The sequence below is a fragment of the Rhodococcus ruitaii genome (assembly GCF_055230935.1).
The window spans coordinates 1-19,336 of the sequence record NZ_JBUYWC010000009.1 but is presented as its reverse complement, the minus strand read 5'-3'; the positions used below and the strand labels follow the sequence as shown (position 1 = coordinate 19,336).

2 protein-coding genes are annotated in these 19,336 nt (G+C 66.1%); both read right to left on the bottom strand.

Annotation, left to right across the window (positions count from 1 at the left end; all coding sequences use genetic code 11):
• Positions 1-123: 123 nt before the first annotated feature.
• The gene (locus ACZI8W_RS12845) at positions 124-13,752 is read right to left on the bottom strand and encodes a non-ribosomal peptide synthetase (protein WP_463368884.1); all 13,629 of its coding nucleotides are present in this window, start codon (positions 13,750-13,752) and stop codon (positions 124-126) included.
• Positions 13,753-13,975: 223 nt separating this feature from the next.
• On the bottom strand, positions 13,976-19,336 hold a 5,361-nt coding region (locus tag ACZI8W_RS12840), incomplete at its 5' end, for an amino acid adenylation domain-containing protein (protein WP_463368883.1).

Here is a 19,336-nt window from a genome sequence, read left to right as displayed (position 1 = left end):
CGGGTGTGTCCGAGGCGCACCGTCCGGCGCAGCACTGCGTATATCTACCAGTCGGATCTGCACGTTACCGTGGATCACACATCGGCGGTCCGGCAGTCCTGCGCGAGCACGCCCTACCGGGGATCATCGCTGATCAAGATCGACACGATCGCTACCCAGCGCAGGCACGATGACGTCGAGCGCAGCCGGTTCCATCATCTCGCCGTGCTCCCCCGGCACGAACCGAGTCCGAACTTGTCCTGTGACGAACGGCACCCACAGATCCGCAGCGTCCGACTCGGTCGGATGCTCCTCCGCCGCACTGAAAAACTCCACATCGCCAGTGAACACACCCGGCCGGTGACGATTGATCAGGTCCGGTGACGTCATCGCGGCAGTGAAGATGCGCTGCACTCTCTCGACATCGAGTTCGATCAGTTCCGCCGGGATCGAACGCACGAGCGCTTCGGCCGCCTCATGTGGAAGCTGCCCATCGAGCGTCTCGGGATCCACCTCGACGCCGAGAGTGCGCAGGTTCTCCGAGATCTCCGACTCGAAACGGTCGGTGTCGATCTGCGGGACGCTGTCGATCAGCGCGAGATTCTCCACCCTCAGGCCACGGGACTGGAGTTCCACGGCCACCGCATGCGCGAGCACACCGCCCAGAGACCAGCCGAGCAATCGGTACGGCCCATGCGGAACGGCGGCGACGATCTCATCGGCGTATCTGCCCGCGAGATCATCCAATGACGCTCCGGCGAAGTCGGGTTCGGTCAATACCGGCGTCTGAATACCGTAGACGGCGCCCGGTCCGTCCAATCGCGCAGCAAGCGGCGCGTAGGGCCAGGCGAGCCCGATCATCGGATGCAGACAGAACACGGATTCCGCATTGCTGCCGGCGCGCAGGGGCAGGATCACCGCGAGCGCCGAATCCCGTTCCTCGCTCCCGGCGCCGTCGACCCCGATCCGAGTCGCAAGCGCTTCCACCATCGGCGCCTCGAGCAGCCAGGAGACCCGCACCTCGACGCCGATCTCATCCCGCAATCTCGCGACCACCCGGGTGGCCACGAGGGAATTCCCTCCGAGGTCGAAGAAGTCGTCATCGAGGCCTACCTCGTCGACACCCAGGAACTCCGCATACACACGTGCGACGGCGGTCTCGAGATCCGTGCGCGGGGCACGATACGGGTGAGTCACGACCTCGGGTTCGGGCAAGGCATCCCGGTCGACCTTACCGACCGGCGTCAGCGGAACAGTATCGAGAACGACGAGCGCATCCGGCACCATGTGGGGCGCCAGCGACTGTGCGGCAAAAGCGATCAGTGCCCGGGTATCGGCAACGGCTCCGGGAACGAGCGTCACATACGAGGCGAGCGTCGTCGCACCGGAGTCGGACGTGCGGGCCACCGTCACAGCGAAATCGACGGAGCTGTGCCTGCGCAACACGGTGTCGATCTCTCCCGGTTCGATCCGGAATCCGCGGACCTTCACCTGGAAGTCGGAGCGACCGACATACGAGAGCTCTCCGCTATCGGTCCAGCGCACTACGTCACCGGTGCGGTAGAGACGGGTACCGGATCCGTACGGGTCTGCCACGAAGCGTGCGGCAGTCAGGTCCGGGCGCAGGTGATAGCCCCGAGTCAGCTGGATCCCGGACATGTACAGCTCACCGGCGACGCCCACTGGAACCGCACGTAACCTCGAGTCGAGGACGAGAGCTCGCATACCGCGGATCGGCCCCCCGATCGTGAGTTCGTCGTCCGCTGTCAGCGGTCGGCTGATCGTGGTCACAATGGTCGTCTCGGTCGGGCCGTAGACGTTGTGGAAAGTCCGACCCGGTGACCAACCCGCCACGAGTTGAGGGGCGACCGCCTCGCCTCCGACGGCGAGAACTCGGAGGTCGATGAGGCCTGCCGGGTCCAGCGACTCCACCGCTGCGGGGGTGATGAAGGCATGCGTGACCCGCTCACGCCGGAGGAGTTCGGCGAGGTCGTGGCCACCGTAGACAGTCGTAGGTGCAATCACCAGCGTCCCGCCGCCTCCTACGGCGAGCAATAGCTCGAGCACGGACGCATCGAAGCTCGGCGACGCGAAATGCAACGCCCGGGTATCGGGCCCGAGCCCGTACCGATCGCGCTGTGCTGCCATGAAATTCGCCAGGCCGGAATTGGCTACGACAACTCCCTTGGGGAGTCCGGTCGATCCGGATGTATAGATGATGTAGGCCGTATTGTCGGCGTGCACGGGACGTACCCGCTCGTCCGCGGTGACCGGGTCACCCGACAATGCTTCCATCCGGGCGACCGTGCCGTCGGCCAGCAGATCGATCCACTCGACGCTGCCTGGCAATCCTTGCAGGTGCGGGGTCACGGTCAGGCCGAGCACGGCTCCCGAATCCGTCACCATGTGCGCAACGCGATCGGACGGGTAGTTGGGATCGACGGGGACGTACGCGGCACCGGTCTTCGCAACCGACCACACCGCTGCAACCGACTCGATCGACCGTGTGATTCCGATGGCCACTACGTCTTCCGCTCCGATGCCTCGGCCGATGAGCACTCGAGCCAGCTGCGACGAGAACGTATCGAGCTCGGCGTAGGTCCACTCGCGTCCGTCATCGACCAACGCAACACGGCCGGAGTTACCCGCTGCGGCCGCCGACAACATCTCCCCGAAGGGCACCGCCGGTAGCGCGGGTGCGCCGCGCCGATTCACCAGGTCCTCGAGCTCGTGGGTGTCGAGGTACGGCAGCGCATCCACGGGCGCTGCGGGATCGGCGAGGATGCCGTCGATCAGTCGCAGGTACCGGACGGCCAGCGCTGTCACGGTGCCTTCGTCGAGAAGGTCGCTGCGGTACTTGAATCCGAGAGAGACGGTGTCTTCTGCGGTGACGGCGACGGTCAACGGATAGTGCGTCGCATCGCGGGTGTTGACACCGGCGACGACCAACCCATCGATCGATCCTGCCTCCGTGATGCCGCTCCGATCGACCGGATAGGACTCGTACACGAGCAGGGTGTCGAACAAGGCGCCGAGGCCGGTTCTCTGTTGGATCTCCGCGAGACTCACATCGTGGTGGTCGAGAAGCGAGGTCTGATCGCGCTGGATACGCTGGAGCAGTTCCTCGATCGTCGCCGAGGCGCCGAGTCGCACACGGACGGGCAACGTGTTGATGAACAGTCCGACCATCGATTCGACGCCCGGTAGGTCTGCGGGTCGACCCGACACGGTCGTACCGAACACGACATCGTCGAGACCGACTGTGCGTGCGACGAGCGCGGCCCATGCACCCTGCAGCACGGTGTTGACCGTGACGCCGAGCCTTGCCGCGACCTCCCCCAGGGTATCGCTCCGGATCCGCCCGAGATCGATGTGATGCTCCGCCGAGGTGGCTCCGGCATCGTCGACCTCGGCACCGCACAGCAGTGTCGGTTCGTCGAGTCCTTCCAATGCTTCGGCCCATGCGTCGATCGAGTCGCGACGGTTGCGCCGATCCAGCCACTCGAGATAGTTGCGGTAGGACGGCGCCCGCCCCAGAACCGCGGCATCGCCCGACGACGCGTACAGCACCAGCAGGTCCTTCATCAGCAACGGCATCGACCAGCCATCAAGCAGGATGTGATGGCTCGTGACGGCGAGGGTCCAGGATTCGGCTCCGGTCCGCACCATCGTGAAGCGGATCAGCGGCGGTGTCGCCATGTCGAAGGCAACGTCCTGATCAGCACGCAGCACCGCGTCGAGTTCGGTGTCATCGGCGGAACACTGCCCGGACAGATCCAGTTCTCGCCACGGCAGCACGACGTCGTCGACGATGACCTGCACCGGCTCACCGGATTCACCCGCAACGAAGGCAGCCCGGAGGTTGGGATGCCGGTGGAGAAGTGCGGTGGCGGCGCTGCGCAGACGCACAGGGTCGACGATTCCGGTGAAGTGGATCAGCACTTGCGTGCTGTAGACGTCGGACCGTCCTTCGGCGAGCAGCGCGTGATAGAGCAGACCGGACTGCAACGGCGCAAGCGGCCACACGTCTGTCATGTTCGAGTACTGAGCTTCCCAGACCTCGATGTCGCGCTGGGTTACCTCGACCAACCGTAGGTCGGCCGGTGTTCGACCGCCCGCATCGGAACGCGTCGCGTGGGTGGCGAGCGCTTCGAGCGCCCGCACCCACCACTGGCCGAGTTCCTCGACGTCGTCGCGATCGAGCAGACCGGTGGGGAATCCGAAGTTCGCGCCGAGTTCGCCTCCGATGACCACCGCATTGATGTCCACCGAGGTGAGTGCGGGGGCGTCGCTGTCGTCGCGGCCGGACAGGTCGCCGAGGTCTCCGACGGGGAGCCAGCCCAGCTCCACGGCTTGATCCTGCGACAGCTCGCCGGCGTCGAGACGCCCGAGGTAGTTGAAGCTGACCTGACCGGACGGTAGCTGTGCGAGTTGCGCGGCGGTGTCGGTGTTGCAGTAGCGGAGCAACCCGTACCCAAGTCCCTTGTCGGGCACTGCCCGCAGCTGCTCCTTGACGGCCTTGAGCGCGGAGCCCGTCGCCGGTCCGCCCTCGATGGCGTCGGCGAGGTCGATACCGTTCAGGTCGAGCCGCACGGGGAACAGCGCGGTGAACCAGCCGACGGTGCGCGACAGGTCGGCTCCGGGGATCAGGTCTTCTTCGCGTCCGTGACCTTCGAGGGCTATCAGCGCGGACAGCTCATCCGTGCCGCGATCGCGTCGCCAACCGGCCAGTGCCAGTGCCAGGCCCGTGAGCAACACGTCGTTGACGCTGCCGTGGTAGAGCTCGGGCAGCGTTGTGAGCAGTGACTCTGTGACCTCGGCACCGATACGGACCTGGACCTTCTCGACGGTCGAGGCGAGATCGACCGCGGGATCGAAGGCACGAGTGCCCAGAAGAGGGTCCGGTCCATCGAGAATCGACGTCCAGATCGGCAACTCCGCCGTGCGGTTGCCTGCGCTGCGAACGAGGGCATCGGCCCAGGTCCGATAGGACGTGCCGACCGGCTGCAGCACTACAGGTTGCTCGTGGTGGATCTGTGCCCATGCGGTGACGAAATCGGGCACCAGGATGCGCCACGAGACACCGTCGACCACGAGATGGTGAGCCACCACGACCAGCCGTCCGGTACGACCGGCACCCGGCGCCGGGTCCAGCCAGACGAACTGCAGGACGATGCCGCGCGACGGATCGAGCCGTGCCTCGGCCGTATCGAGCTCACGGGCCGCGATACTGCGCCACCGGTCGTCGTCCGCATCGGCCGGAATCTCCACCCGCGAAACGAGGGTGTCGACGTCGACGGAGCCTGGGGCGGCCACCGAGAGCTCCCACTCGCCGGCATCGTTGCGGCGCAGGGACGCCCGGAGGATGTCATGCTGGTCGACAACGGCGCACACGGTCGCGACCAGGTCGGGGCGCGCAATACCCTCGGGCAGCTCGAGCACCATCGTCTGGGTGTAGCGATCGAAGCTGCCACCACGTTCGATCATGTACCGCACGATCGGTGTGAGCGGGACGGTGCCCACTCCTCCACCATCGAGTTCAGCGAGCGACGGCCGTGAACCGGTACCGATTCGTGCGACGTTTGCGAGTCCGGCCACCGTGCGCTGTTCGAAGACCTCACGGGGTGTGAACACGATGCCGCGCGCCTTCGCCCGCGACACCAGCTGGATCGAGACGATACTGTCGCCGCCGAGCGCGAAGAACGAGTCGTCGACCCCGACCGCGTCGATGCCGAGCACATCGGCGAAGACTTCGGCGATCACCACTTCCGTCGGCGTCGCGGGTGCACGAAACTCCTTGTCTCCCGCGAATACCGGCGCAGGCAATGCCTTCTTGTCCAGCTTGCCGTTCGGCGTGAGTGGCATGGCATCGAGGGTGACGATCGCGTCGGGGACCATGTATCCGGTCAGGAAACGCCCCACCTCGTCGAGCACCTCGGCGGGCGTCACGGCGGAACCCGTACGCGGGACGACGTATCCGACGAGCTTGTCGCCGGTGCGCTCATCCGTCCGCACCACGGCGACGGCATGAGCGACACCGTCGACGGATACCAGTGCGGCTTCGACTTCCCCGAGTTCGATTCGGAAACCACGCAGCTGGACCTGAGAATCGCTGCGCCCGACGTATTCGAGCTGCCCGGCGGCAGACCACCGCGCGATGTCACCGGTGCGGTACATACGGGTGCCCTGCGGGCCGAACGGGTCGGCAACGAATCGTCCGGAGGTCAGCGCGCCACGGCCCAGGTATCCGCGGGAGAGCTGATCGCCGGAGACGTACATTTCACCCGGGACCCCGCTCGGCACCGGCTGCAACCGGTGGTCGAGAACATACACACCGAGGCCTGGGATCGCGCGGCCCACGACACTCACCGCGGACTCACTGTCGCCCGAGGCCAGATCGAGGCGGGAGACGTGCACCGTGGTCTCCGTGATGCCGTACATGTTGACCAGGCGAGGTGAATCGTCGGCGTGACGCCGGTACCACTCGGACAAGCGACGGAGGTCGAGCGCTTCGCCGCCGAAGACAACGTATCGCAACGCGAGCCGACCCGAGTCCTGCTGTTCTGCAACACGATCGGCTTCGATCAATTGATAGAATGCCGACGGCGTCTGGTTGAGGACCGTGACCTCTTCTCGCGCGAGGAGTGCGCGAAAGTCGTCCGGGGAACGGGACGTGAAGTGGTCTACTACGACGAGCCGGCCTCCGTGAAGCAGTGGACCCCACAACTCCCACACCGAGAAGTCGAATGCGTACGAATGGAACAGTGTCCATACGTCGTCGCCATCGAATTCGAACGCGGCCCTGGTGTTCTCGAACAGCTCGAGGACCGTCCGGTGCGGCACCTGAACTCCCTTGGGGCGCCCGGTGGACCCAGAGGTGTAGATGACGTAGGCAAGATTGTCGCTGTGCAGCGGTGCAACGCGATCTTCGTCGGTCATAGGTGCATCACTGCGCGCCGACAGGTCGATCGCCTCGATGTCGAGCACCGGAATTCCGCTGCCCGGCAGTGCATCATGGTTTCCCGAGACGAGTACGACGACAGGCTTCGCATCCGCGAGCATGAATTCGAGGCGCTCGGCCGGGTAGGTAAGGTCGATCGGCAGGTAGCCCCCGCCGGCCTGCTGCACCGCGAGCAGCGCGACGACGAGGTTGTCGGTGCGTTCCATTGCGACGGCTACCAGGGTGTCGGGCCCGACGCCCTGATCGACGAGTTCGCGCGCGAGTCGGTTCACTCGGGCAGCGAGTGCACCGTATGTCATCTCTCGGTCGCCGAATGTGACGGCAACCGCGTCCGGGGTCCGCGCCGCCTGATCGACGAATCGCTGAACCAGCGTGTGGTCGCTGGAGCGGGTACCCGGCTCGTTCCACGCCTCGAGTAGTGTGGCCCGCTGTTCCGGGGAGAGCAGCGGCACGTCGCCGATCACGGTGTCGGGGTCGGCGACGACAGCGCTGAGCATCCGGCCGAATCGATCGCCGAATGCACGCATAGTGGTCTCGTCGAAGAGGTCGGTGGCGTAATTGAGCGCCACCGCCATTCCGTCGGCCGCACCGTCCGGCCCGAAGGCTTCCACGACGGTGACCTGCAGATCGAACTTGGCGTCGGTGATCGGGAAATCGACGGGTTCCACCGTCAACCCCGGAAGGTCGAAGCGGGACTGCCCCAGATTCTGGAAGGTCAGAGCAACCTGGAACAGAGGGTGCCGAGCCTGGGAACGTTCAGGATCGAGCGACTCGACAAGCTGTTCGAACGGAAGGTCTGCGTGGCCGAACGCACCGAGGTCGGTCTCTCGGACCCGCGCCAGCAGATCACCGAAGGTGTCGGACGGGTTCACCTCGGTCCGGAGGACCAGAGTGTTGACGAACATCCCGATCACGTCGTCGAGCAGTTGCTCGCCCCGGCCTGCGACGGGCGTGCCGACGACGATGTCGTTCGTGCCGGACAGCCGGGCGAGCAACGCCGCGAGCACGCTGTGCACGACCATGAACAGTGAGGCTCCCCTGGCGCGGGCGAGCTGCTCGAGTGCGGCGTGTGTCGGTGCGTCGATCTCGAATGCGGTAGTGGCACCCCGGTTGGACGCGACTGCGGGACGGGGCCGATCCGCGGGCAGGTCCAGTTGTTCGGGGGCGCCCTTCAAAGTGTTGCGCCAGTAGGTGAGTTGCCGGGCGATCGGCGACTCCGGATCGGTCTCGGATCCGAGGACTTCGCGCTGCCACAGTGTGTAGTCCGCGTACTGCACGGGCATCGGCGCCCAGTCGGGTTCGCGGCGTTCGATGCGGGCGGTGTAGGCGAGCATCACGTCTCGCGCGAGCGGCCCCATCGAGAAACCGTCGCCGCTGATGTGGTGCAGCACCACAACGAGTACGTGTTCGTCGGGGCCGAGACGCAGCAGGGAGATCCGCAGGGGTACCTGTTCGGCAACGTCGAACCCGCCCGCCACTGTGGCCTCGACGTGTCGCGCCACATCCGTTCGGTCGACGTCGACCACGACGATGGCGGGCACGGCGGACGGCGCCGGCAGGATCACCTGCTGCGCTATCCCGTCCGACTCGGGGTAGACGGTACGTAGCGACTCGTGGCGCCGGATGAGGTCGGCAACCGCGGCGCGCAGGGCCTCGACGTCGAGCGCGCCCCGCAGCCGGATGGCGAGCGGCAGGTTGTTCACGGACGAGTCGGGCTGGAACCGGTTGAGGAACCACATCCGCTGCTGTGCGAGCGACAGCGGGATCCGCTCCGGTCGGGGCTGCGCCGACAGTGGCGCGACAGCCGCATCGTAGGATGCGGATTCGACATGCGCAGCAAGGGATTCGACGCCAGGATGCTCGAAGAGCGCGCGCACCGCCACACGGGTGTCGAGGGCAGCGCCGAGTCGGGCCACAGCCTGCGTTGCCACGAGCGAATTTCCACCGAGCTCGAAGAAATCGTCATCCAAGCCCACTCGATCGACACCGAGGACGTCGCCGAAGACACCGGCAACGATCTCCTCGACCGGGGTCCGTGGCGCACGGAACTGACGCAACTCGAAGACGGGGGCCGGCAACTCTTTCCGGTCCAGCTTGCCGCTTGTGTTGAGCGGGAATGCATCGAGTACCACGACCGCCGAGGGCACCATGTACGACGGCAGCACCTTCCGCACGGAGGCGAGCAACAGCTGCCGCTCCACGGATGCACCGACCACGTAGGCGACGAGTTGCTCACCGGTCGGCGTGGGCACGACCAGCGCAACGGACTGAGAGACCCCCGGGTAGGCGAGCAGAGCGGTTTCGATTTCGCCGAGTTCGATGCGTTGTCCGCGGAACTTGACCTGGAAGTCGGTACGGCCCAGATAGTCGAGTACGACGGCGCCGTCGCCCGTCCGGATCCATCGAACCAGGTCGCCGGTGCGGTACATCCGTTCGCCTGCCTGCCCGAGTGGGCTTGCAACGAACCGGTCGGAGGTCAGGTCGGGCCGGCGGACGTACCCGCGTGCGAGCTGGACGCCCCCGAGATACAACTCACCCGGTGTACCGAGGGAAACAGGGTGCAGACGGGCATCCAGGACGTACGCCTGCACATTCCATTCGGGCAGCCCGATGGGCACGACCCCGACGGCGTCGTCTGCACGTCGGTAGGTGACCGAGACCGCAGCCTCGGTGGGTCCGTAGAGGTTGTGCACCTCGGCGGTCGTTCCGAGGCGCCGGAACGCCGAGACGGTCTCCGGGGGAAGCGCCTCACCGATCACGAACACGTGCCGCAGGCTGGAGCAACGCCCGGCCGGGGCGTGTGCCGCGAACACAGTGAGCATCGACGGCACGAAGTCCGTCAGCGTCACCCGGTGGCGATCGATCAGGTCGGCGACGTGCACCGGGTCGCGGTGCCCGTCGTGATCGGCGACCACGAGGCAGGCGCCGCTGCGCAGGGGGAGAAACCATCCCCACAGCGACACGTCGAAGGTGGTGGCGGTCTTCTGCAGGTACACGTCATCGGCATCGATGCCATATTCGTGCACCATCCAGGCGACTTGGTTGACGATCGCCTCATGCGACACGGCGACACCTTTCGGGCGCCCCGTCGACCCGGACGTGAAGATCACGTAGGCCGGGGTGGCGGGCAGGACGGGCCCACTCAGCTCGTCACCTCGAACTGGCTGCCCTGCGTAGGAATCCAGTTCGAGAGCGTCGACATCGACAGCATCCGATGGCAGACCCGAGGCGTCGGCGGTGGTGGTGAGCACGCAGACCGGCTGCGCGGTCTCCAGGATGTGCCCGATGCGCTCCGGCGGATGGTCCGGATCGAGCGGGACATAGGCGCCCCCCGCGGTGATCACGGCGTAGATCGCCACCACGAGGTCGACGGAACGGCGCATCCCGATCGCCACGAGCGACTCCGGGCCGACGCCCATGTCGATGAGATACCGCGCGAGACGGTTGACGCGATGATCGAACTGCGCATAGGTCAATGTCTCGTCGCCGAAGACGACGGCGAGCGCGTCCGGGGTGCGGAGCGCCTGGGCGCTGTACTCGGACAAGAGTGTTCCGCTACCCACGGCGTGTTCGGTGGCATTGACGGTGCGGACGAGTTCTCGGCGGGTATCGGGGGCCAGCAGGTCTACATCACCGACGACGGCATCGAGATCGGAGACGAGGGCACCGAGGATCGTGACCAGCCCGTCGGCGAACCCGCGCACCGTGATTTCGTCGAAAAGATCTGCCGCGTAGGTGAACTGAGCGGACATGCCCGATGGCTTCCCCGCGTCGAGCCGCGGCGTGACGGTCAGCTGGAGATCGAACTTGGCGACGGCGCCGTCGAGGTCGACCGCGTCGATGTCGAGATCCGGAAGCGACAGGTCTGGCCGCTCCATGTTCTGGAAGAACAACGCCACCTGGAACAACGGATGGTGCCCGGTCGAGCGCACCGGGTCGAGGATTTCGACCAACCGCTCGAACGGCAACTCTGCGTGCGCGAACGCATCGACGTCGACTGTGCGGACTCGGTCGAGCAGCGCGGTGAACGTCTCGCCCGGCGCGACAGCAGTACGAAGCACGAGCGTGTTGACGAACATGCCGATGAGGTCGTCGAGGGCCTGCTCGCCTCGGCCTGCGACGGGGGTACCGATAGCGATGTCCGTGGTGGAGGACAACCGCGCGAGCAACGCCGCCAGCGTGGCGTGCACGATCATGAACGGCGAACAGCCCGTCGCGTGCCCGACCTCGGTCACAGCCGCGTGCAGAGCGGCGTCGATCTCGAACACTACGGTGCCACCGTGTCCGGAGGGTTCGACAGGCCGGGGTCGATCGGCCGGAAGGTCGAGGCGATCGGGCAGTCCGGCGAGCGCTCCGGTCCAGAACTCGATCTCGCGTGCCGCGACCGAATCTCGGTCCGACTCGTGACCGAGCACCGCTCGCTGCCACAGCGTGTAGTCGGCGTACTGCACTGCCAGGGGCGGCCATCCCGGCGCCTCGCCGGCAGCCCGAGCAAAGTATGCAGTGGCGAGGTCGCGCACGAACGGGGCCGTGGATGCTCCGTCGGCGGCGATGTGATGCACGACGAGCACGAGGACATGCTCGTCCTCGGCCGGCTGTAAGAGTTCGACACGCAGCGGCACTTCTCCGGTGACGTCGAATCCGGTGGAGACCGCGCGGGCCACACGCTCGGACACGTCAGCGGGATGGACGATCTCGGATTCGACGGGAGGCGCAACCTCGGACGCCTCGAGGATCACCTGACAGCCCACCCCGTCGCGGTCCGGGTAGACGGTCCGCAACGATTCGTGCCGTTCGATCACGTCGCGGACGGACGCGCGAAGTGCCGCGACGTCGAGTCTGCCGCGCAGTCGCAAGGCTACGGGAATGTTGTCGGCGGCGGAGGCTGTGTCGAATCGATTGAGGAACCAGATTCGCTGTTGCGCGGGCGACAGTGGGATCGGATCGGGTCGAGGCCCGGCCGCGAGGGGTGTCCGTGCGGTACCACCAGTGTTCGCGTCGACCAGCGCGGCAAGGTCCACAACGGTCGATCCCTCGAATATCAGACGGGCAGGCACGCGCGTGTCGAGACGTTCCCCGAGTCGAGCCGCAGCCCGGGTCGCGACGAGCGAATTTCCGCCGAGGTCGAAGAAATCATCATCGAGACCTATCCGACCGACTCCGAGCACCTCCGCGAACACCGCCGCCACCGCAACCTCCGTCGCGGACTCCGGAACCCGGAACTCGGTGACCACCGGGCCCGGATCGGGAAGCGCCTCCCGGTCGAGCTTCCCGGTGGGCGACAGCGGAATAGTCTCGATCTGGAGAATGACAGACGGAACCATATGCGAGGGAAGATGTTCGGATACCTCGCGGGAGATCGCGTGAACATCGAGGTCGGTACCCGCAACACCACGCACATACGACACCAACTGCGTCTCCCCCACCACAGTCGAACGCCCCACCGTCACCGCAAAATCCACCCCAGCACACGCCGACAACACCGCATCGACCTCACCCAACTCGATACGGAACCCCCGCACCTTCACCTGAAAATCATTACGCCCCACATACACGATCCCCGAACCCGCATCCCGAGGACCCCGCACCACATCCCCAGTCCGATACATCCGCACACCACCCGGCGCCGCCACAAACCGCGACGCCGTCAACCCCGCACGACCGTGATACCCCCGAGCCACCCCCGGACCCGACAAATACAACTCACCCGACACCCCCACCGGAACCGCATGCAACCGCGAATCCAACACCTGACCAACAGAATTCCGAATCGGCGCACCAATCGTGATCTGCTCACCCGGCACCAACGGATCCGACATCGTGATCACGATCGTCGTCTCCGTCGGACCGTACACATTGAAAAACCGACGACCCGGCGCCCACCTCGCCACCAACTCCGACGGACACGCCTCACCACCAACCGCCACACACTCGAGCACACCCAAACCCGCCGGATCCACCGACGCCAACGCAGCCGGCGTCACAAACGCATGAGTAACCCCATGACGCACCACCAATTCCGCAAACTCCACACCGCCATACACCGACGTCGGCACCACCACCATCGTCGACGACGCCCCCACCGCCAACAACAACTCCATCATCGACGCATCGAAACTCGGCGACGCGAAATACAACGTCCGCGACCGCGAATCCAACCCGTACCGCTCCACCTGCTCAGCACAGAAATTCGACAACCCCGAATGAGTGACCACCACACCCTTCGGCTTCCCCGTCGACCCCGACGTATAAATCACATACGCCGCATTCTCCACCCGCAATGTTCGGATCCGCTCATCGAACGTCACCGGTCCCGGAGGGAGGTCCGACAGTTCGGCCATGGTTTCCGGATCGTCGAGTGCAATCCAGCGCGCCGTCACCGGCAGCGTCGGCGCCGTCTGCGCGAGAGTCAATCCGAGCACAGCACCGGAATCCACGGTCATGTGCTCGACCCGGTCGGCGGGGTAGTTCGGGTCGACGGGGACGAATGCCGCACCGGTCTTCGCGACGGCCCAGGTGGCAAGCACCGATTCGAGCGAGCGAACGAACGCGAGCGCGACCACGTCCTCCGGGCCGACGCCCCGACCGATCAGCAGTCGGGCAAGCTTCGACGAGGCCTCGTCGATCTCCGCGTAGGTCAGCGAACGATCGTCGTGTACGACGGCGGTGGCCGACGGGTCGCGTTCCACCGCGGCGGTCAGCAATTGTGGGAGCAGCAGCGCGCGGGGTTCGCGCCGCCGCGTCGGGCGCTGACGGGTGCGCGGACGTCCGGAAGTCGGCATGCGCTCGCCACGGGGATCGTCGAGATTCATCCCCGCATTGTCCCCGTGCCCAGTCCCATACTCACGCCAGGCGTTACTCACCACTGTTTCCTCGCACATACGTCCGGTTCCGTCCGGTGGGTTACCGGACGGTATCAAGCCCCATTAGACCATCGAGGCTCGGTACTCGACGTTACGGGCGAGTCGGACACAGCAAGGCAGGGTGACCGGCGTTGCGGATCACCCTGCCTCGGGATTGTTCAGTTCTCGCTGGTCAGGAGCGCCCTGCCAACCAGCGGCCCAGAACCGGGCCGATGGCGGCCACACCGTCGCGCGAAAGCATGCGCCAGTGTGTCTCCGGGACGACCTCGGCGACCACCACTCCGCTCACATAGCGGTGCCAGGTGTCGGCGGCCGATGCGCGTCGGTCCTGCCCCGCGACGAAGATCAACACATCGCCGTCGAACTGTCCGGGCCGGTGCGAGGAGAGCGCACGATACGAGTGGCGCACACCGTCGAACATTCGCTCGATGCGCGCGGCAGTGAGATCACCCAGCGGTGAGGGCAGAGAGCCGGCAAGATCCAGCGCCGCCGCGGGGGTGAGGTCCGTGACCGGCGTCGCCGAGACATCGGCGCCGCTCCCGATCCCGAACATGTCGGCCACGGTCGGCGTCGACTCCGGTCCGGTCGTATCCGTAACACGGTTGGTGCCGGCGTCGGCAGGGTACGTGTCGAGCAGCGCCAGCGTCGCAATCTGTTCGCCGTCACGTTGCAGCGCGACGGCGACGGCGTGCGCCAGCACGCCACCCATCGACCATCCCACGAGGTGGTAGGGGCCGTGCGGTGCGATATCGCGGATGGTTCCGACGTAGTGGTCGGCCCAGGCTTCGATGTCGGCGGGCAGGTCGGCGCCCTCCTGTAGCGCGGGTGACTGCAGACCGTAGACCGGACGGTCGTCACCCAGGTGCCGAGCGAGTCCGGCGAAGCTCCACGACAGACCGGTCACCGGATGGAAACAGAACACCGGTGCACCCGCGCCCGCCGTCTTCAGCGGAAGGACCGCGTCGAACGGCCCGGTGGCATCGCCACCGGCACCGACCACTTCGGCGTCGATTCGGGTGGCCAACTGCTCCACAGTGGGATGCAGGAACAACCACGGCAGCGGAACCTCGGCGAACAGGTACTCCCGGATGCCGGAGACCGCCTTCACTGCGCTGAGGGAGGTGCCGCCGATCTCGAAGAAGTCGTCGTCGAGTCCCACCTTCCCCGGTGTGCCGAGCACGTCCGCGAAAGCAGCGGCAACAGCGTTCTCGGTCGAGGTACCCGGTGCCCGGTACGGCCGCGGGGCCACCTCGGGTTCCGGTAGCGCCTTCCGGTCGATCTTGCCGTTGATGTTCAGCGGTACGGCGTCGAGCGACACGAAACCCTGCGGAATCATGTAGGACGGCAGCATCCGGGTGAGGTCCGAGCGCAGCGCGGGAACGTCGAGCTGGGCCCCGGCGGGTACGACGAACGCGACGATGCGATCGCCCGACTGCACGGAGGCCCCCGGCTGCACGGAGGCTCCCGGCTGTACTGCCGCGACGGCCTCACGTACCTGAGGCAGCGAACGCATCGCGACTTCGATCTCGCCGAGTTCGATACGGAATCCGCGCACCTTCACCTGGAAGTCCGCGCGCTCGAGGTATTCGAGGGTGCCGGAGCCGGTGTCGTGGTCCGGTCGCCACCGCACGATGTCGCCCGTTCGGTACAACCGGGCTCCTGGGTCGCCGAACGGGTTCGCGACGAAGCGTTCGGTGGTCAGGCCGGGGCGCCCGAGGTAGCCCCGGGCAAGCTGGGTGCCGGCGAGATACAGCTCGCCCGGCACGCCCGGCGGCACCGGGTGGAGCCGCTCGTCGAGGACGAACACCTGCGTGTTCGATACCGGTTCGCCGATCGGGACGGAACTCGACGCCAGGTCGAGGACCTCGTGAGCGGTCACCGACACCGCAGCTTCGGTCGGGCCGTAGAGATTGACCAGCCCGGTCCCGGATTGTGCAAGAGCCCGTTCGGCGGTGTCGATCGGCAGTGTTTCACCGATCGCCAGCACCTGGCGGAGCGTGTCCGGCAATTCGCCACCGGAATCGTCGAGTAGTGCGTCGAGCATCGACGGAACGACGTGGAGCGTGGTGACATGTTCGCGCCGGATCAGATCGTTGAGGTAGGCGGGGTCGCGGTGCCCGTCCGGGGCCGCGATCACGAGCCTCGCGCCCGCGGTGAGCGCAGACCAGAATTCCCACACCGACAGGTCGAACGTCGCCGCCGTCTTGAGGAGCACCGCATCGGACGATGTGAGAGTGAAGTGTTCACGCTTCCAGACGAGCTGGTTGACGATCGCACCGTGCGAGACTACGACGCCCTTCGGGCGTCCGGTGGAACCCGAGGTGAAGATGACGTAGGCGGCGTTGTCGGGACGCAAGGGTGTACGCCGTTCGGCGTTGCTGATCGCCCGGTCGTCATAGGTATCGAGATCGGCAGAATCCACCTCGAGAACGAAGGGGCCGACCGGCAGATCGATTCGGTCCTGCGAGGTCGTCAGTATGCCGGCCGGAGATGCCGCGTCGAGGATGTATCCGATGCGTTCGGCGGGGTGGTCGGGATCGAGCGGCAGATACGCTCCGCCCGCCGCCGCTACCGCGTACATCGCGACCACCAGGTCGGTCGACCGTCGTATGGCGAGAGCCACCACGGTCTCGGGCCCCACTCCGCGTTCGATGAGGAGCCGCGCCAACCGGTTCACCCGTGCGGCGAAGCCCCGGTAGGTGATCATGTCGGTTCCGTCGACTAGAGCAACCGCATCCGGTGTCGTCCGCACCTGGTCGGCGAACAGGTCTGCCAGGGTCCCGCCGGTGCCGAGGGCATGCTGTTCGGCCTCCCATGCCTGCAGCATGGCTTCGAGTTCCTGCGGGTCGTGCAGGTCGACGTCGCCGACCGGAACGGATGCGTCGCCGACCACTTCCGTAAGGATCCGCACGTACCGGTCGAGCATCCGCTGCACCGATGGCCGGTCGAAAAGTTCTGTGGCGAAGCCGAACTCGATACCGAATCCGCCTCGTCCACCAGCTGCGCCGTGGTCGACGATGGTCACGTGCAGATCGAACCGGACCGAGGTCGATGCCGCCTCGAGCGGCTCGGCCTTCAATCCTGGCAGGTCGAGGGAGTCGACGGTGAAGTTCTGATACGAGAATCCGATCTGGAAAACGGGATGGTGGGCGGGCGAACGAACGGGGTCGAGCACCTCGACGAGCCGTTCGAAGGGAACGTCCGCGTTGTCGAACGCGGCGAGGTCCGCCGTCCGAACCTGCTCGAGCAGGTCGACGAACGTATCCCCGAGCTCCACCGGTGTGCGGAGGGCGAGCATGTTGACGAACATCCCCACCACATCGTCGAGCTCGGATGCGGATCGTCCGGCCACCGGGGTGCCGACCACCACATCGGCGGTGTCGGACAATCGCGCGAGCAGCACCGCGAGGGCGGCGTGCATGACCATGAACGGCGTCGCACCGCCACGACGTGCGAGTTCCAAGACCCTCCGGTGCATCTCGGCGTCGAGTTCGGTACGCACCTGGTCGCCGGCCGATCCGAGGATCGTCGGGCGTGGATGATCAGTGCACAGCTCGAGACTTCCGGGGATTCCGTCGAGGGTCTCGACCCAGAACGCACGTTGCCGACCCGCGATGGACCTCGGGTCTTCGTCGGATCCGAGGAGTTCGCGCTGCCACAGTGTGTAGTCGGCGTACTGGACGGGCAATGGGGTCCAGTCCGGTCGCGCGCCGCCACAGCGCGCGGTGTATGCGGATACGAGGTCGCGCACGAGCGGCGCCAGCGACGATCCGTCACCGGCGATGTGGTGCATCACCAAGACGAGGATGTGTTCGGCCGGACCGCTCGCAAGAATATGCGCGCGCACGGGGACCTGGGTCGTGACATCGAAGACGTCACCGGCGAGTTCGCCGAGGCGCTGCGGAAGATCCTCCACCCGTACGGTCTCGACGGGTACGTCGAACTCGACTTCGGCGGGTTCGAGGACACGCTGTTCACCGACGCCGGCGCTCTCCGGGTAGACCGTGCGCAGTGTCTCGTGCCTCGCTACGACATCCGCGAGCGCTGCACGCATCGCCCCCACCTCGAGATGTCCGGTGAGTCGGACGGCGAGCGGAATGTTGTAGAGCGGCGACTGCGGTTCGAGGCGGTTGAGGAACCACATGCGCTGCTGAGCGTAAGACAGCGGCAGGTGATCGGGCCGCACCCGGGGTGCGAGCAGCGAGGGCCCGGTGGACGGCGCTGCATCCACACGCGCTGACAACGCCGATACCGTCGGCTCGTCGAACAGTGCCCCTGCGGTGACGGTGACACCGAACTCGGACCGCAGGGTACCGACAACCCGCGTGGCGAGCAGCGAGTTTCCGCCGAGATCGAAGAAGTCGTCATCGAGGCCGACTCTTTCGACACCGAGCACGTCTGCGAACACCGCAGCCACCGCAACCTCCGTCGCGGACTCCGGAACCCGGAACTCGGTGACCACCGGGCCCGGATCGGGAAGCGCCTCCCGGTCGAGCTTCCCGGTGGGTGTGAGTGGCAGCCGGTCGAGAGGCACGATCGCCGACGGCACCATGTAGGCGGGCAGGCGGGCTGCCACATGGTCGGCGAGCCCCCGGACGTCGAGGTCGGTACCCGCAACACCACGCACATACGACACCAACTGCGTCTCCCCCACCACAGTCGAACGCCCCACCGTCACCGCAAAATCCACCCCAGCACACGCCGACAACACCGCATCGACCTCACCCAACTCGATACGGAACCCCCGCACCTTCACCTGAAAATCATTACGCCCCACATACACGATCCCCGAACCCGCATCCCGAGGACCCCGCACCACATCCCCAGTCCGATACATCCGCACACCACCCGGCGCCGCCACAAACCGCGACGCCGTCAACCCCGCACGACCGTGATACCCCCGAGCCACCCCCGGACCCGACAAATACAACTCACCCGACACCCCCACCGGAACCGCATGCAACCGCGAATCCAACACCTGACCAACAGAATTCCGAATCGGCGCACCAATCGTGATCTGCTCACCCGGCACCAACGGATCCGACATCGTGATCACGATCGTCGTCTCCGTCGGACCGTACACATTGAAAAACCGACGACCCGGCGCCCACCTCGCCACCAACTCCGACGGACACGCCTCACCACCAACCGCCACACACTCGAGCACACCCAAACCCGCCGGATCCACCGACGCCAACGCAGCCGGCGTCACAAACGCATGAGTAACCCCATGACGCACCACCAATTCCGCAAACTCCACACCGCCATACACCGACGTCGGCACCACCACCATCGTCGACGACGCCCCCACCGCCAACAACAACTCCATCATCGACGCATCGAAACTCGGCGACGCGAAATACAACGTCCGCGACCGCGAATCCAACCCGTACCGCTCCACCTGCTCAGCACAGAAATTCGACAACCCCGAATGAGTGACCACCACACCCTTCGGCTTCCCCGTCGACCCCGACGTATAAATCACATACGCCGCATTCTCCACCCGCAATGTTCGGATCCGCTCATCGAACGT